The following is a 14,124-nucleotide window of genomic DNA, read 5'->3' on the forward strand; positions in this document are numbered from 1 at the left end:
TTTATGAATATTTTACTTCCAATTGAGACAATTAATAGAGAAATCGATTTTAAGATTGTGTTAGCTGGGCTTTTAGCTGATTCTAATAATACAATATATTTAGGGCAACATGACTTTTTAATGAAAATTTTACCAAAATTTAAAAATGGAGGCATTTACGTTGGGAAAAATATCTTTAATAAAAGGGCAGATATTGAAAAGGGAGAGAAGTACCATTTATTAAAAAAATTTGGGTTTGACATAGTATATTTACATGAGGAAGGTGGGGTTTTTGCGGGAGATAAAAATAATTGGATCACGGTTTTGAAATCACAGTATAATATTGATTATTTTGATGAAAATGACGCTGTATGTGTTTGGGGTGATTTTCAAAATAAAGTCGATACCGATAGAAATATAAAAGGGAAGGTTCCTGTAATTACAACTGGGCATCCTAGATTTGATTTGTGTAAAGAAAAATGGCATTTTATCCAAGATAGTAAAATTGAAAATATTAAGTCAATGTATGGAGATTTTGTTTTAATAAATGGAAATTATGGATTGGCTAATCATGGTTTAGGTATAGATTATGTATTCTCTGATAAAGGAAATTATAATGTAGTTAATGAAGTCGAAAGACTAAAAAGAGTAGATTTTTTTTCGTACTCGTCTAAGCAATTATTATCTATGATTCAGTTAACACATTACCTAGCAATAAAGTTTCCTGACTTAAATTTTATTTATAGACCACACCCTTCAGAAAATCACAGTTATTATAAAACTGTTTTCTCAGGAGTGAAAAATATCATTGTTTCACACGATGGCCCCATCTTACCATGGATATTAGCATCACAGGCAATAATTCATGATGGGTGTACAACTGCTATTGAAGCTGCACTTTCTGGAGTGCCTGTAATTAATTATAAGCCGGAGTCTAATTTAGAAACAGATATATGGTTACCTAATCAAATGGGAGTAAAAGCAGCATCAATTGACCAAGTAGTTGAACACGTTCATAATGCTATTAATGGTAAAATAAATGTTCCATTTGAGTCAAATCCTAATCAAAACGCGATATCTGAAATTTTGTACAATTTTAAAGGCGATAGTTTTGAAGCTCTTTTAAATGTCATAGATACAAAAATCAGTGGTAAAAAAGAGACTCCTCACGCTACTATAAATAGTACTGCCGTATCTATAACTTATTATAAAAGTATTTTAAAGAGTATTGTTTATCCAATTTTAAAGCCGAAAAAAGCAAAAGAATTGCAGTATCATGCAACTAAGTTTTACGGAATAGATGAAAAAGAATTTAATGATAAGATTAAAAAAATAGCCAATATTTTAGATAAAAATATTAGTGTAAAATATCATAATTCTAAACTAATAGAAATTAATTAATGAATAGTAGTACTAGGTTGGTTTCGGTAATAATACCAACATACAAAAGATCCGAATATTTAATTAGGGCAATTGATTCAGTGTTGGCACAAACGTACCCCAACATTGAAATAATTGTCGTTGATGATAATGACGGAGATAACGAGGATCGAAGACAAACTAAAATAAATCTAAATAAATATATTTTAAATTCTAGTATTATTTATGTTGAACATGAATGTAATAAAGGTATTTCTGCAGCTAGAAATACAGGTATTAAATCAGCAAAAGGTGACTTCATTAGCTTTTTAGATGATGATGATGAATTTTTACCTAATAAAACTGATCTTCAACTAAATTGTTTTGATAAAAGCAATGAAAATTTAGGATTAGTTTATGGTAGTTTTATCCGCTCTGAAAATGGAAAAACTACAAACATTATGCCTAAATATAGGGGAGATTTGCAATCGATTCTTGGATTGAACCATATTGGTTCTCCATCGATGATTATGTGTAGAAAAGAGGTGTTTGAAAATATAGGTGGATTTGATGAAACTTTCCGTTCTCGTGAAGATATTGAATTTTATTATCGGTTGGCTAAATTGTATCAAATAGACTATGTTGAAGATTTAATAATGAGATATAATATCCATAATATTACATTAAGTAAAATTCATACTGATAAACTATTTTATATGGTCCAATTTATTAGTAAATATCAAGCAGAGTTAATATTCCCTCGGAGGCGATGGAGTGAGATTCAAGAACGTCTGGGGGAATTAAATGCCATAAACGGTAATAAGAAAGCAGCATTTTATGCATTTATTACTTCTTACCGCTACTATCCAAAAAGATTTTCCACATTAGTAAAAATTGTATTATTAGGGTTTGGAACCCGTTTTTACAGGAAAATAAGAAAAATTACGTAAAAAATATAAGAATTAAATATGAAAATTTTATTTTTTGGCTTACCTATTGTTAGTGGTAACTATACTCATTTTTGTTATTTAAGAGAAGGTATTAAAAATGCGCAATTTACCATGATGACGCTAGGGGAAATAAATACAAATATTCATTATGATCCTGATTTTATTCAACTAGGGAAGGGTATGGATAGGAATAAACAGCAAAAAGAATTAGTAACGCTATTATTAGCGTACATTGAAGAAAATAAAATTGATATCGTCATACCTATGAATTCACCTTTGGTGGTATCTGCGATTCCTTTTATGCCTGAATCTGTTCAGGTAATTCAAATAGTGAACAGTAATACAGAACGGGTATACCAATATATATTAAGTCATTTCAATTATGTTAGTAAATTTATTTGTATTTCTCCACAGCAAAAAAAGGCAGTTTTATCCAAAAGTAATTTAATAGTCTCACGATTAGAAATAGTACCACATGGAGTTGTACTTAATGAAATAATTTCTGAAGAATCTAATAGCAAAACTTTAGTTATCGGTTATTTAGGAAGACTAAATGAAGGTCAAAAAAAAATATCAGTTATATTAGAAGTTCTAAAGAGAATAGAATTTCCATTTCATTTTGAACTTATTGGCGATGGAGTTGACGGTGATGCCTTTATAGAGGCATTAAAAAAAAATAAAATATCCTTTACTAATTTTGGAGCATTACCTAACGCAGAAATAAATAATCTAGTTCTTAAGTGGGATATTATGATTTTTCCTTCTGTTGTTGAAGGTTTTGGTTTGACGCTCATTGAAACAATGAATTGTGGAGTAGTTCCTATTGCTAATTTACTGCCAGGTATTACGGATTATATAATAACTAATGATCATGATGGATTTATAGTTAAAGAGAATAATATTAACTCTTATTTAAAGATTTTGAATAATCTATACAATAACCCTAAAAGATTAATGGAGCTAAAACACAATGCAAGAGATACAGTTATAACCAGATTTAATTTAACTGAAATTTGTTATAGATACCAGCAAATATTTAATGATGTTTTATTATTTAAAAAACCTGTAGCACTTCCATTTAAAGATTGGCATATATACAAGGAATACAAACCGAGCTTGTTAAATAGGTTTGTTAATAAATTAAAATAAAACAATTTCTTTAATGAAATCTTTAAAATAAAACATTACAATTTTATGAATATTTGGATATTAAAATATGGGAATAAAGATTTTATTCCTTCATTTGTTGATAATTCATTATCAATAATAAATGAAATAAATCAGCTCAAACATTATAATGTTTTTGAGAAGAAAATTGAGGATTTTCATTTTATCTCTTTTGCTACCACATTCATAAAATCACAGAAGCAATATCTTTTAGAAGATAAAGAATTGATTAAAGGTTATTCGGGATTAGTGATTGGCAAAGAAACAACGGATGTTGATTTAAGAAATGTTAAGAATATCGATTCTCAATCTCCAGAGAAATACAAAGGACAATATAATCAAATTGCTACAATGGTTAAATTTTTAGAAAATAGAAATAAATGATAGTTTTTTTCCTTCCTGATCTAAGGGCTGGTGGTGCTGAACGAGTAATGCTTAACCTATTATTGCGATATCATTACGATTTTCCAGAAGTAAAAGTAAGCTTGCTATTGTTTAAAAAAGAAGGCCCTTTATTGGGAGAAGTTCCGCAAACAATACCAATTTATGAATTGAACACTACTGGTGCTTCAAAATCAGTTATTTCGTTTGTTTCTTTTTGTAACAAGTTAAAGCCTAATATTGTTTTTAGCAGCTTAGGGGCAAGTTTAACCACTAGTTTAGCCAAACCATTTATTCCTAATGATACCGTAATTATCAATCGTATAGGAAATACGATAGGTGCTGAAAAACTTTTATTTAAAAATAGTATAAAACGATTCTTGTACATTTTTGCAAATAAGATTATAGCAAAAATGTCTGATCATGTTATCTTTCAGTGTAATTATATGGCTGCGGATTATTGCAAAGAAACTAAAGTAACTCCAAAGCATTTTTCGATAATTTACAATCCCGTAAAAATTGATCATGTTATTGACTTAGCTTCAAAAGAAATAGCTCATCGGTACACTTTTGTTGCTGTAGGGCGATTAAATCCTCAAAAAGATTATAAAACATTAATTCAAGCTGCTGCAATTTTGAAACAAAGAAAATATGAATTTTCAGTAGCTATTTTGGGAGACGGTAATTTAAAAGCTGATTTACAGCATCAAATTGAAAAAGCAAATTTACAGAATGAAGTTTTTTTATTAGGACATCAAGCAAATCCGTACCCGTATATAAAAACAGCTAGCTATCTGGTTTCTTCTTCACTTTATGAAGGGTTTTCTAATGTTATCATTGAATCTTTATGCTTAGGAACTCCGGTAGTCGCTACTAATTGTCCAGGTGGGAATGCAGAGGTTATTAATGACGGGAATAACGGCTGGTTATGTGATATAAAAGATAGCGAAGCTTTGGCTAATACTATGTTGAACGCAATGCAAAATGAGGTTAAGGATTCTAAAAAAGATATTATGCAAAAAAGCAGACTCATTTTTTCAGATGATTTGATATTTGCACAGTATGAAATAGTTATTAAGAAATATTTAGTTTAGGTAATAATAATAGTTTATGAAAGTACTTTATTTTACTAAATATTCACAGCAAGGAGCGAGCAGCCGATTGCGAAGTTTTCAATATTTTCCTTATCTGGAAAAATCGGGTTTATTAGTTACAGTAAAACCGTTTTTTGATGATGCTTATTTGAAGTCGCTGTATTTGGGAAAAAAAAATAAAGCGGCCATTATAAAAGCTTATTTTAAAAGGCTTATTAATTTAGGAACCGTATTTAGATATGATGTGGTGGTAATAGAAAAAGAATTATTTCCTTATTTTTTTAGTTGGTTTGAAAGATTGCTGGCATTTTTAGGCGTTAGCTATATTGTAGATTATGACGATGCTATTTTTCATAATTATGATTTGAGTACAAACAAGTGGATTTGTTTTTTTCTAAAAAATAAAATCAATACGGTGATGCGTTGTAGCAATTGTGTAATTGCGGGGAATAGCTACTTAGCTCATAGAGCAAAAATAGCAGGTGCAAAAAAAATCGAAATTATTCCAACCGTTATTGATTTAGACCGCTATCAAGTTAAAAATGAATACGCAACGCAACAAGTAACGATTGGCTGGATAGGCTCCCCTTCAACGTTTAAATATGTAAAACAAATTGCGCCTGTTTTAAAGCAATTAGTAGCGCGCTACAACGTAAAAATTAATATTGTAGGTGCTAAAGAGGATCTTGGTTTTGGTGATAACATGCACTATATTTCTTGGACAGAGGATTCAGAAGTGGAATCTATTTTAGACTTCGATATTGGTATCATGCCATTAGAAGATACTCCTTGGGAATTGGGTAAATGCTCATATAAATTAATTCAATATATGGCTTGTGGGGTTCCTGTTGTAGCTTCGGCAGTTGGAATGAATAAAGAGGTAGTACAAGAGGGAGAACAAGGTTTTTTAGTGACTAGTGAAAAGGATTGGTTTACGGCATTAGAAAAATTAATATGCAATACTTCCTTACGTGAAGCATTAGGAATAAAAGGTAGAGCGAAAGTGGCAAAAGAGTACTGTTTGCAACAAACACAGGGGAAATTAACATCTTTACTTAAAAATAGTAGTCAAGCATAAAGAAATTTAATAGTTTTTTGACAACGAGTACAACAATAATTACGCAATTATTTAATTATATATATTGGATTTAGTTTATATAACACTACTAGTGTTAATTGGTTATTTTATTCGTTTTCTTTTTTTTGATAAAGAACAAAAATACCACTTGAAGAATTTAAGGAATTTGTGGTCTTTCCATTTACTAACAACTGTTGGTTTTTATCTCTTAACGAACAATGGAGGGGGAGATGCTTGGGGATATTGGACACTGGCAAGAAGAATGAATTTTAATGATTTTATAGTAAATATTCAAACAGCAAAGGGAACTTATTTTATGCATGCCTTGAATTATTTTCCAGCAAATGTTTTGGATATGGATTTCTTTACTAATACCTTGTTGTTTTCCCTTTTGGGCTATATTGGGATTACTTTTTTTTATACAATATGTGAACAAGTTGTTCCTAATAATACTTATTATAGTAAATTTTGGCTTTTTCCATTGCTTTTTTTTATGCCCAACTTGCACTTTTGGTCTTCCGGTATTGGTAAGGATACTATACTTTTTATGTGTATTGGTATGTTTTGTTATGCCATGTTAAATGTAATAAAAAGGCTGCCATTATTAATATTGAGTTTATTAATTAGTTATTTAGTGCGTCCTCATATTGCATTATTTCTTGTGGTATCTTTTGGGATGGCTTATTTATTTTCTAACAAAGTGTCTGGTTTTAAACGTATTTTTTTTATGATCGTTTTATTAGGAGGCGGGATTGCGATACTTCCTAGTGTTATGGAATATGTGAAAATTGAAGAAATTTCTGCTGATTCTATTAGTAAGTACTCTGAATCCAAAGCGTTGGTTTTGAGTGGTAAAAACACAGGTTCGTCTGTAGATATAGCCTCTTATCCTTTACCATTAAAAATCTTTACTTTTTTATTCCGTCCTTTTTTCTTTGATATTAATGGTGTTCCGGCAATAATTGCGTCATTCGAAAATTTGGCTTTACTATTACTAACAATAAAAGCATTTAAAAAAGACCGGATTGAAACTTTTAGGAAAGCCCCTTTCATTATCAAAGGACTTTTTATTTTCTTGCTAATAGGTACCTTAGCTTTTTCACAATCTTTAGGGAATGTGGGGATCATGATACGAATGCGAAACATGTTGTTACCGGGACTGTTAATTTATATTCTTTGGGCATTATCATATCAAAAACAAAAGAAAAAAGCATTGCAAGTTTCAAAAGGCAATCTAATATAACATAGTATTATGAAACGCCATAAACTCATACGCATTACTACGGTACCCATTTCATTAAAAATTCTACTCAAAGGCCAGTTGCAATTCATGTCTCAGTATTTTGAAGTTATTGGAGTAGCGTCAAGTGGTCCAGATTTAGAGCAAGTAAAAAAGGAGGAGGGAATTACTGTGGTACCCATTGAAATGAGTCGAAAAATAACTCCTATAAAAGATTTAATTTCGGTTTATCAGTTGTATTCTTTGTTTAAAAAAACAAAGCCATTTATTGTTCATACCCATACTCCAAAAGCCGGTATTGTAGGAATGCTAGCGGCTAAACTCGCTAAAGTACCGCACCGCTTGCATACTGTCGCGGGATTACCATTAATGGAGGCTATAGGTTTTAAAAGAAAAATTTTAGATGCTGTAGAAAAGCTAACGTATGCTTGTGCAACGAAGGTATATCCAAATTCTAAAGGCTTGAATGATTTTATTATTGAAGAAAAATTAACAACTCCACATAAGTTAAAGGTGATTGCAAATGGTAGTTCTAATGGAATTAATACGACACTTTATTCAAAAAATGACTTAGTTATGCAGCGTCAAACGGTGTTGCTGAACGAGTTAAATTTAGCAACTACTGATTTTGTTTTTATTTTTGTAGGTAGGTTAGTTAAGGACAAAGGAATCAATGAGCTGGTAGCTGCTTTTACAAAATTAGCATTAAATTATAGCAATGCTAAATTACTATTGGTTGGTCCTTTTGAAGATGAATTAGACCCTTTGTCTGCAGATACTGTAGCGCAAATTGAAAATAATGTCAATATAATTAACGTTGGGTTTCAATCAGATGTTCGTCCCTATTTTGCTTTAGCGCATTGTTTGGTTTTTCCTAGTTATCGCGAAGGATTTCCTAATGTAGTACTGCAAGCAGGAGCGATGGGTTTACCCAGTATCGTCTCGAATATTAATGGCTGTGACGAAATTATTATTGAAGGTAAAAACGGGATTATTATTCCGGTAAAAAGTACGCAAGCAATACATGATGCAATGCAAAGAATGATTTCTGAAGTTGCTTTTTGGCAAGAGTTAAAAAATAATGCGAGGGCTATGATTGTGTCTCGATACGAGCAAGAAGTTGTTTGGCAAGCAATGCTATCAGAATATAAAAAATTAGAGGAAAATGTATAGCCTATTTATAAAACGCTTTGTTGATTTTACTGCCTCTTTACTTGGTCTTATTGTATTAAGTCCTATTTTTTTATTGGTGACTATTGGATTGTTTTTTGCCAATCAAGGCAAGCCTTTTTTCTTTCAGTTGCGTCCAGGAAAAAAGGGAACGATTTTTAAAATCATCAAATTCAAAACGATGAATGATAAAAAAGATAGTACTGGCAATTTACTGTCTGACGCACACCGATTAACTAAAATAGGAAGCTTTGTTCGTAAAACTTCTCTAGACGAAATTCCGCAATTAATCAATGTTATTAAGGGAGACATGAGTTTAATTGGGCCTAGACCCTTATTAGTTCAGTATCTGGATTTATATTCGGATTTTCAAAATAGAAGACATGAAGTCAAGCCAGGAATAACTGGATGGGCGCAAGTAAATGGAAGAAATGCTATATCATGGGATAAAAAATTTGAGCTTGATGTTTGGTATGTAGATCATATTTCTTTTGTATTAGATGTGAAAATTATACTTAAAACAGTCCAAAAAGTAGTGAAAAGTGAAGGTATTAATGCGGCTGATGCAGCGACAATTGAACCTTTTAATGGAAAATAAAATTTATTTATACGGCGCTAGTGGACATTGCAAAGTGGTAATGACTATTTTGTTAGCCAATCAAGAAAAGATTACTGCTATTATTGATGACAATCCTAAAACTAAAGAATTGTTAGCCGTTCCAGTAATTCATTCCACAGAATTTGTTGCTGAGAATAATCAAAAACTAATCGTATCTATAGGCAATAACGAGATACGAAAGAAAATAGTAAATAAAATTAAGGGTAATTTTCATACTGCGATACACCCAAAAGCAATTGTATCTTTGTTTTCAAAAGTAAAGGAAGGATCAATGGTGATGGCTGGAGCAATAATCAATGTGGATGCGGTGGTTGGTAAGCACTGTATTGTAAACACTGGAGCTATTATAGAGCATGATTGTGTCATTGAAGATTACGTGCACCTTTCTCCAAACGCTACCCTTAGTGGTAACGTAGTAGTGAAAGAGGGTGCTCACATAGGTGTAGGAGCCTGTGTAATTCAAGGAGTTACTATTGGGAAATGGGCAATAATAGGTGCCGGTACAGTAATAATAAGAGATGTCCCAGATTATGCAGTAGTTGTAGGGAATCCAGGTAGAGTGATAAAAAGTAAAAAGATAATAGATAATGAATAATTCAAAAATTTGGCTTTCTTCTCCGCACATGGGAGGAAGTGAGCAAAAATTTGTCCAAGAAGCTTTTGATACCAATTGGGTAGCTCCATTAGGACCTAACGTAAATGGGTTAGAGAAAGATTTAGAAAACTACTTAGGTAGCGATTGTTATGTGGGTGCATTGAGTTCCGGTACGGCAGCCATACATTTAGGACTTATTTTACTAGGAGTTCAAGCTGGTGATGAAGTAATTTGTCAAAGCATGACGTTTTCAGCATCTGCTAACCCAATACGCTACCTTGGGGCAGTGCCTATTTTTATTGATAGTGAAAAAGAGACTTGGAATCTTTGTCCTGTAGCATTAGAGGAAGCTATTGTAGATAGAATTGCCAAAGGTAAAAAACCTAAAGCGATTATTGCAGTACATTTATACGGTGTTCCTTATAAAATTGATGAAATTACAGCAATTGGAGTGCGTTATGAAATTCCTATTTTAGAAGATAGTGCCGAAGCTTTAGGAAGTAGTTATAAAGGACAGCAATGTGGTACTTTTGGTACTATAGGCGTATTGTCATTTAATGGAAATAAGATCATTACTACTTCTGGAGGAGGAGCAATAGTTACAAAAACAAAAGAATTAAAAGAAAAAGCAATTTTTCTAGCAACACAAGCTAGAGATAATGCACCACATTATCAGCATAGTGAAGTGGGGTATAACTATAGAATGAGTAATATATGTGCCGGTATTGGGCGCGGACAAATGGAAGTTTTAGATGCGCATGTAAATTTAAGAAGAGCTATGAATTCCTTTTATAAGGATTTATTTAATACTTATGACGGTATAACTGTTTTTACTACTCCTAATGAGGACTACTTTTCAAATTCCTGGTTGAGTGCCATTTTGATAGATTCTGATAAAACAAATGGTTTAACTGCTGATAAAATTAGAGCAGCCTTAGATGCGGCCAATATAGAGTCTCGTCCATTGTGGAAACCGATGCATTTGCAACCTATTTTTAAAGAGTATCCTTATTATGGAAACGAAGTAGCGCAAACACTATTTGAAACAGGCTTGTGTTTGCCTTCTGGGTCAAACCTATCTGATGAAGAACGCAATAGAATAAAAACAGTATTTTTAAACCTACTGACCAAGACCAATTAGTAAGCTTGAAATACAATCGAGCTTACTTCCTAATGCAATTGCTTTAGGAAGCGCTAAGCTTGTTTAAAGATTAAATAATTAGTGTTAAGTGGGTTGAGGTACAATTAAACAACTTTAATTTTAAAGTTTATATATCTATTTTAATTACACTTTAATTCACAGCGAATTTCCTATATTTGCACCCTAAAAATAAAAAAAAATGAGAAATTTTTTTAAAATAAAAAGAGTAATTCCGTTATTGTCAATCCTATTGTTGGTTTCTTGTATTCCTAAAAAAGATATGATTTATTATCAAGATATTGCTAGTGTAGCAAAACAGAATCCAAACTCGTATGAAATAAAAATCCAGCCAGATGATTTATTATCGATAAATGTATCTGCCGAAGATCCAGAAATATCTGCTCCTTTTAATTTGAATCCGCAAAATGTAGTGGGACAAAGTGCAAATGTACAAACTAATACTACTTCTTACCTTGTTGATGCAAGTGGTTGTATCGATTTTCCGGTGTTAGGGAAACTAAAGTTAGCAGGATTGACTCGCACCGAAGTGCTAAGTTTACTTCAAACTAGAGTAGGGAACTACATAAAGCAACCTATTATAACGGTGAGATTACTCAACTTTAAAGTGAGTGTTCAAGGTGAAGTAAATGCACCAGGTACGTATAGTGTAACATCGGATCGATTTACACTAATTGAAGCATTAGCTAAATCAGGTGATTTAACTAGTTTGGCTAACAGGAAAAACGTGATGATAATTAGAGAGAATGACGGTGTTAAAAGTATTGAAAAAATAGATCTTACCAAGGCAGACTTTATCAATTCACCTTATTATTACTTAGCTCAAAATGACGTGATTTATGTAGAACCAGGATATACGGTTATGAATCCTAACCTTCGTTCATTTACAACTATCGCTTCATTATTAATTTCAGTTACAACGTTCATTATTGCTATTGCAAAATAATTACTTATGGAAAATCAACTTTCAAATGAAGATGTAGAAAAAAATTTCGATCTTAAAATGGAGATTAATAAATATACAATACACTGGAAATGGTTTGTATTGTGCTTATTGATCACTTTTTTTGCGGTCTATTTAAAATTAAGATACACCAAGCCTTTATATAAAGCTGCTACTACAATACTAATTAAAGATAATAGTAAAAGTGGAGGCTTGTCAGAACTAGCAGCTTTTTCTGATTTGGCTGGAGGTAGTAGTTCTAAAAATATTGACAACGAAATCCAAATATTAAAATCCAGAACCTTAATTGAAAGCACGGTTAAGAAGCTAGGGTTAAATGTGAATTTAGTTGCTAAAGGAAATGTTATTGATAGTGAACTCTATTTAGGCGCTCCTATACAAGTGCAATTTTTAAATCCATCTGTTGGTTTTTATGAAAAGGCTATGGCTTTTAATTACCAAGAATTAGCAGGAGGTAAATTTATGTTGTCAGGGGATTTTGGGTTAGTAAATAAAAATCAAAAGGCTTTTTTTTATGATAAACCCATTGCTACTGAATTTGGCGATTTAATGATCTCTAAAAACGAAAGAAGAAATAACAATGTTTTGTCAGATTTGACTATAGTTGTTACTCCATTAGAAAATGTTGTAGAAAATTATAAAAACATATTAGAGGTCGCTCCGCTATCTGGAGGAAATGCAATTGTTGCTTTGAGTTTTACTGATGCAATACCACAACGAGCAGAATCTTTTTTAAATGCGTTGGTTCAGAATTATAATGATAATGGGATTTTAGATAAAAGCTATATATCTCAAAACACCTCAAAATTTATAGCCAATAGACTGGCTTTAATTAATAATGAATTAGATGGTGTTGAGCAAAATGTAGAGAGTTTTAAGAGAAATAATAAACTTATTGATTTAGTTACGGAGTCTGGACTCTACGTTAATGGAGCTGATGAATTTAGTAAGAAAGTAGTTGAAGCCGAAACACAGCTTAGTATCATGTCTTCAATGGCAGACTTTTTAAGTAAGAGTAAGCCATCAGACTTATTACCAACTAATATTTTTTCAGGAACTACTGCCGCTTCAAGCGCTATAGATGAATACAATAAGTTAGTGCTAGATAGAAATAGGATTTTAAAATCGGCTACAGAAACAAATCCTACAGTTGTTAAATTAAATCAACAATTGACTTCATTAAAATCGACTATTAATACGAGTTTAAATAGAGAGAAAAACACCCTTACTATTCAAAAAAAGAATTTAGAAGAGAGTGAAGGTCTTTTTAATAAAAAAATAGGAAAAGCACCTACACAAGAAAGACAATTTAGAATTCTTGATCGCCAACAAAAAGTAAAAGAAGGCTTGTATTTGTATCTTTTGCAAAAGCGTGAAGAAACGGCTATTTTATTGTCCTCAACAGAGCCAACAGTGAAGGTGATTGATGCTGCACTAGCCTCAAAATCGCCAGTATCTCCTAATAGGAAAGCATATTACTTAGGTGCTTTATTGATCGGGTTGTTGATTCCTTTTGGGATTATCTTTTTGTTAGACTTTTTAGATACTAAAATTAAAAGTCGTTTTGATATTGAAACAAAGACAAAAATACCATTTATAGGAGATGTTCCATCCTCAGAAAGTGCTAATGAAATTATTGCAACAGAGAGTAGAACCAGTTCAGCGGAGGCATTACGTATTATTAGGACGAATCTAGAATTTATGTTGACAAAAGTTCCTGAAGGTAGGGCTAAAACTATTTTCTTGACGTCTACTTTTCCTAAAGAAGGAAAAACGTTTGTATCGGTAAATCTTGCTGCAACTTTTGCTTTGTCAGGAAAAAGAGTATTATTGATAGGGATGGACATTAGAAATCCAAAATTAGATGAGTATTTGACGGTACCAGATCGTGGAGTAACCAATTATTTATCGTCTAATGACTTAAATATTGAGGATTTAATAGTAAAATATCCAGGGTATGAGGACTTCTATATTTTACCTGCAGGTGTGATACCGCCAAATCCAGCGGAATTATTAATGGGTAAAAAGGTGGATACCTTATTTAACGAACTGAAAGATAAATACGATTATATTATCGTAGATACGGCTCCAGTGAGTTTAGTGACTGATACGCTATTAATAGCGAAGCATGCTGATTGCTTTATTTATGTAGCTCGTGCTAACTATTTAGAAAAAAGGATGTTAAGTATTCCTAGTGCATTATATAAAGACGGTAAATTACCTAATATGTGTATGCTACTAAATGATACTGATTCTACTAAAGGTTATGGTTATGGTTATGGCTACGGAGTTGAAGTGATTGTAGAGCCATGGTATAAAAAATTATGGAAAAAATAAGCAGGTTAATATAAACGGTTATAAAAGTTCAT

General features: G+C 31.7%; 13 protein-coding genes. All 13 read left to right on the forward strand.

The features are described from left to right. The first annotated feature begins 3 nt into the window (after positions 1 to 3). Complete coding sequence (locus HNP99_RS07170; RefSeq protein WP_173852700.1) at positions 4 to 1,380, forward strand: surface carbohydrate biosynthesis protein; 1,377 nt, start codon at positions 4 to 6, stop codon at positions 1,378 to 1,380. Further along, positions 1,380 to 2,288 carry a glycosyltransferase family 2 protein gene (locus HNP99_RS07175; RefSeq protein ID WP_173852701.1) on the forward strand — a complete coding sequence of 303 codons (909 nt, stop codon included), beginning with the start codon at positions 1,380 to 1,382 and terminating at the stop codon, positions 2,286 to 2,288. Before HNP99_RS07170 ends, HNP99_RS07175 begins: the two co-directional genes overlap by 1 nt. 18 nt (positions 2,289 to 2,306) lie before the next feature. After that, on the forward strand, positions 2,307 to 3,437 hold the full coding sequence (locus HNP99_RS07180) for a glycosyltransferase family 4 protein (protein ID WP_173852702.1): 1,131 nt from the start codon (positions 2,307 to 2,309) through the stop codon (positions 3,435 to 3,437). 45 nt (positions 3,438 to 3,482) lie between these two features. Beyond that, positions 3,483 to 3,839 (forward strand): hypothetical protein, encoded by a 357-nt coding sequence (locus HNP99_RS07185; protein WP_173852703.1) that lies wholly within the window; start codon positions 3,483 to 3,485, stop codon positions 3,837 to 3,839. Continuing rightward, positions 3,836 to 4,930, forward strand: a complete 1,095-nt coding sequence (locus HNP99_RS07190) for a glycosyltransferase (protein WP_173852704.1) — start codon at positions 3,836 to 3,838, stop codon at positions 4,928 to 4,930. Before HNP99_RS07185 ends, HNP99_RS07190 begins: the two co-directional genes overlap by 4 nt. Positions 4,931 to 4,946: 16 nt before the next feature. Continuing rightward, positions 4,947 to 6,008, forward strand: a complete 1,062-nt coding sequence (locus HNP99_RS07195) for a glycosyltransferase family 4 protein (protein ID WP_173852705.1) — start codon at positions 4,947 to 4,949, stop codon at positions 6,006 to 6,008. Between the two features lie 148 nt (positions 6,009 to 6,156). Next, positions 6,157 to 7,251, forward strand: coding sequence for a hypothetical protein (locus HNP99_RS07200; RefSeq protein WP_173852706.1), 1,095 nt, complete (start codon positions 6,157 to 6,159; stop codon positions 7,249 to 7,251). Positions 7,252 to 7,260: 9 nt separating this feature from the next. Beyond that, positions 7,261 to 8,421: a glycosyltransferase family 4 protein gene (locus HNP99_RS07205; protein WP_173852707.1), complete on the forward strand. Its 1,161-nt coding sequence runs from the start codon at positions 7,261 to 7,263 to the stop codon at positions 8,419 to 8,421. Further along, positions 8,414 to 9,016 carry a sugar transferase gene (locus HNP99_RS07210; protein WP_173852708.1) on the forward strand — a complete coding sequence of 201 codons (603 nt, stop codon included), beginning with the start codon at positions 8,414 to 8,416 and terminating at the stop codon, positions 9,014 to 9,016. Before HNP99_RS07205 ends, HNP99_RS07210 begins: the two co-directional genes overlap by 8 nt. Further along, entirely contained in the window at positions 9,006 to 9,632 is a 627-nt protein-coding gene (locus tag HNP99_RS07215) for an acetyltransferase (protein ID WP_217424398.1), read from the forward strand. Before HNP99_RS07210 ends, HNP99_RS07215 begins: the two co-directional genes overlap by 11 nt. Continuing rightward, entirely contained in the window at positions 9,625 to 10,773 is a 1,149-nt protein-coding gene (locus tag HNP99_RS07220) for a DegT/DnrJ/EryC1/StrS family aminotransferase (RefSeq protein ID WP_173852709.1), read from the forward strand. Before HNP99_RS07215 ends, HNP99_RS07220 begins: the two co-directional genes overlap by 8 nt. Positions 10,774 to 10,972: 199 nt before the next feature. After that, positions 10,973 to 11,737 carry a polysaccharide biosynthesis/export family protein gene (locus HNP99_RS07225; protein ID WP_217424399.1) on the forward strand — a complete coding sequence of 255 codons (765 nt, stop codon included), beginning with the start codon at positions 10,973 to 10,975 and terminating at the stop codon, positions 11,735 to 11,737. Between the two features lie 6 nt (positions 11,738 to 11,743). Beyond that, a complete protein-coding gene (locus HNP99_RS07230; protein ID WP_173852710.1) occupies positions 11,744 to 14,092 on the forward strand; it encodes a GumC family protein in 2,349 nt (782 codons plus the stop codon). Positions 14,093 to 14,124: the final 32 nt, after the last annotated feature.

The sequence above is a fragment of the Flavobacterium gelidicaeli genome, from assembly GCF_013294005.1.
Classification (GTDB): domain Bacteria; phylum Bacteroidota; class Bacteroidia; order Flavobacteriales; family Flavobacteriaceae; genus Flavobacterium.

Excerpts from the sequence above, each read along its gene's own strand:
- HNP99_RS07170 (WP_173852700.1), top strand. The coding sequence starts at position 4 with ATGAATATTTTACTTCCAATTGAGACAATTAATAGAGAAATCGATTTT.
- HNP99_RS07175 (WP_173852701.1), top strand. The coding sequence starts at position 1,380 with ATGAATAGTAGTACTAGGTTGGTTTCGGTAATAATACCAACATACAAA.
- HNP99_RS07180 (WP_173852702.1), top strand. The coding sequence starts at position 2,307 with ATGAAAATTTTATTTTTTGGCTTACCTATTGTTAGTGGTAACTATACT.
- HNP99_RS07185 (WP_173852703.1), top strand. The coding sequence starts at position 3,483 with ATGAATATTTGGATATTAAAATATGGGAATAAAGATTTTATTCCTTCA.
- HNP99_RS07190 (WP_173852704.1), top strand. The coding sequence starts at position 3,836 with ATGATAGTTTTTTTCCTTCCTGATCTAAGGGCTGGTGGTGCTGAACGA.
- HNP99_RS07195 (WP_173852705.1), top strand. The coding sequence starts at position 4,947 with ATGAAAGTACTTTATTTTACTAAATATTCACAGCAAGGAGCGAGCAGC.
- HNP99_RS07205 (WP_173852707.1), top strand. The coding sequence starts at position 7,261 with ATGAAACGCCATAAACTCATACGCATTACTACGGTACCCATTTCATTA.
- HNP99_RS07210 (WP_173852708.1), top strand. The coding sequence starts at position 8,414 with ATGTATAGCCTATTTATAAAACGCTTTGTTGATTTTACTGCCTCTTTA.
- HNP99_RS07215 (WP_217424398.1), top strand. The coding sequence starts at position 9,006 with ATGGAAAATAAAATTTATTTATACGGCGCTAGTGGACATTGCAAAGTG.
- HNP99_RS07220 (WP_173852709.1), top strand. The coding sequence starts at position 9,625 with ATGAATAATTCAAAAATTTGGCTTTCTTCTCCGCACATGGGAGGAAGT.
- HNP99_RS07225 (WP_217424399.1), top strand. The coding sequence starts at position 10,973 with ATGAGAAATTTTTTTAAAATAAAAAGAGTAATTCCGTTATTGTCAATC.
- HNP99_RS07230 (WP_173852710.1), top strand. The coding sequence starts at position 11,744 with ATGGAAAATCAACTTTCAAATGAAGATGTAGAAAAAAATTTCGATCTT.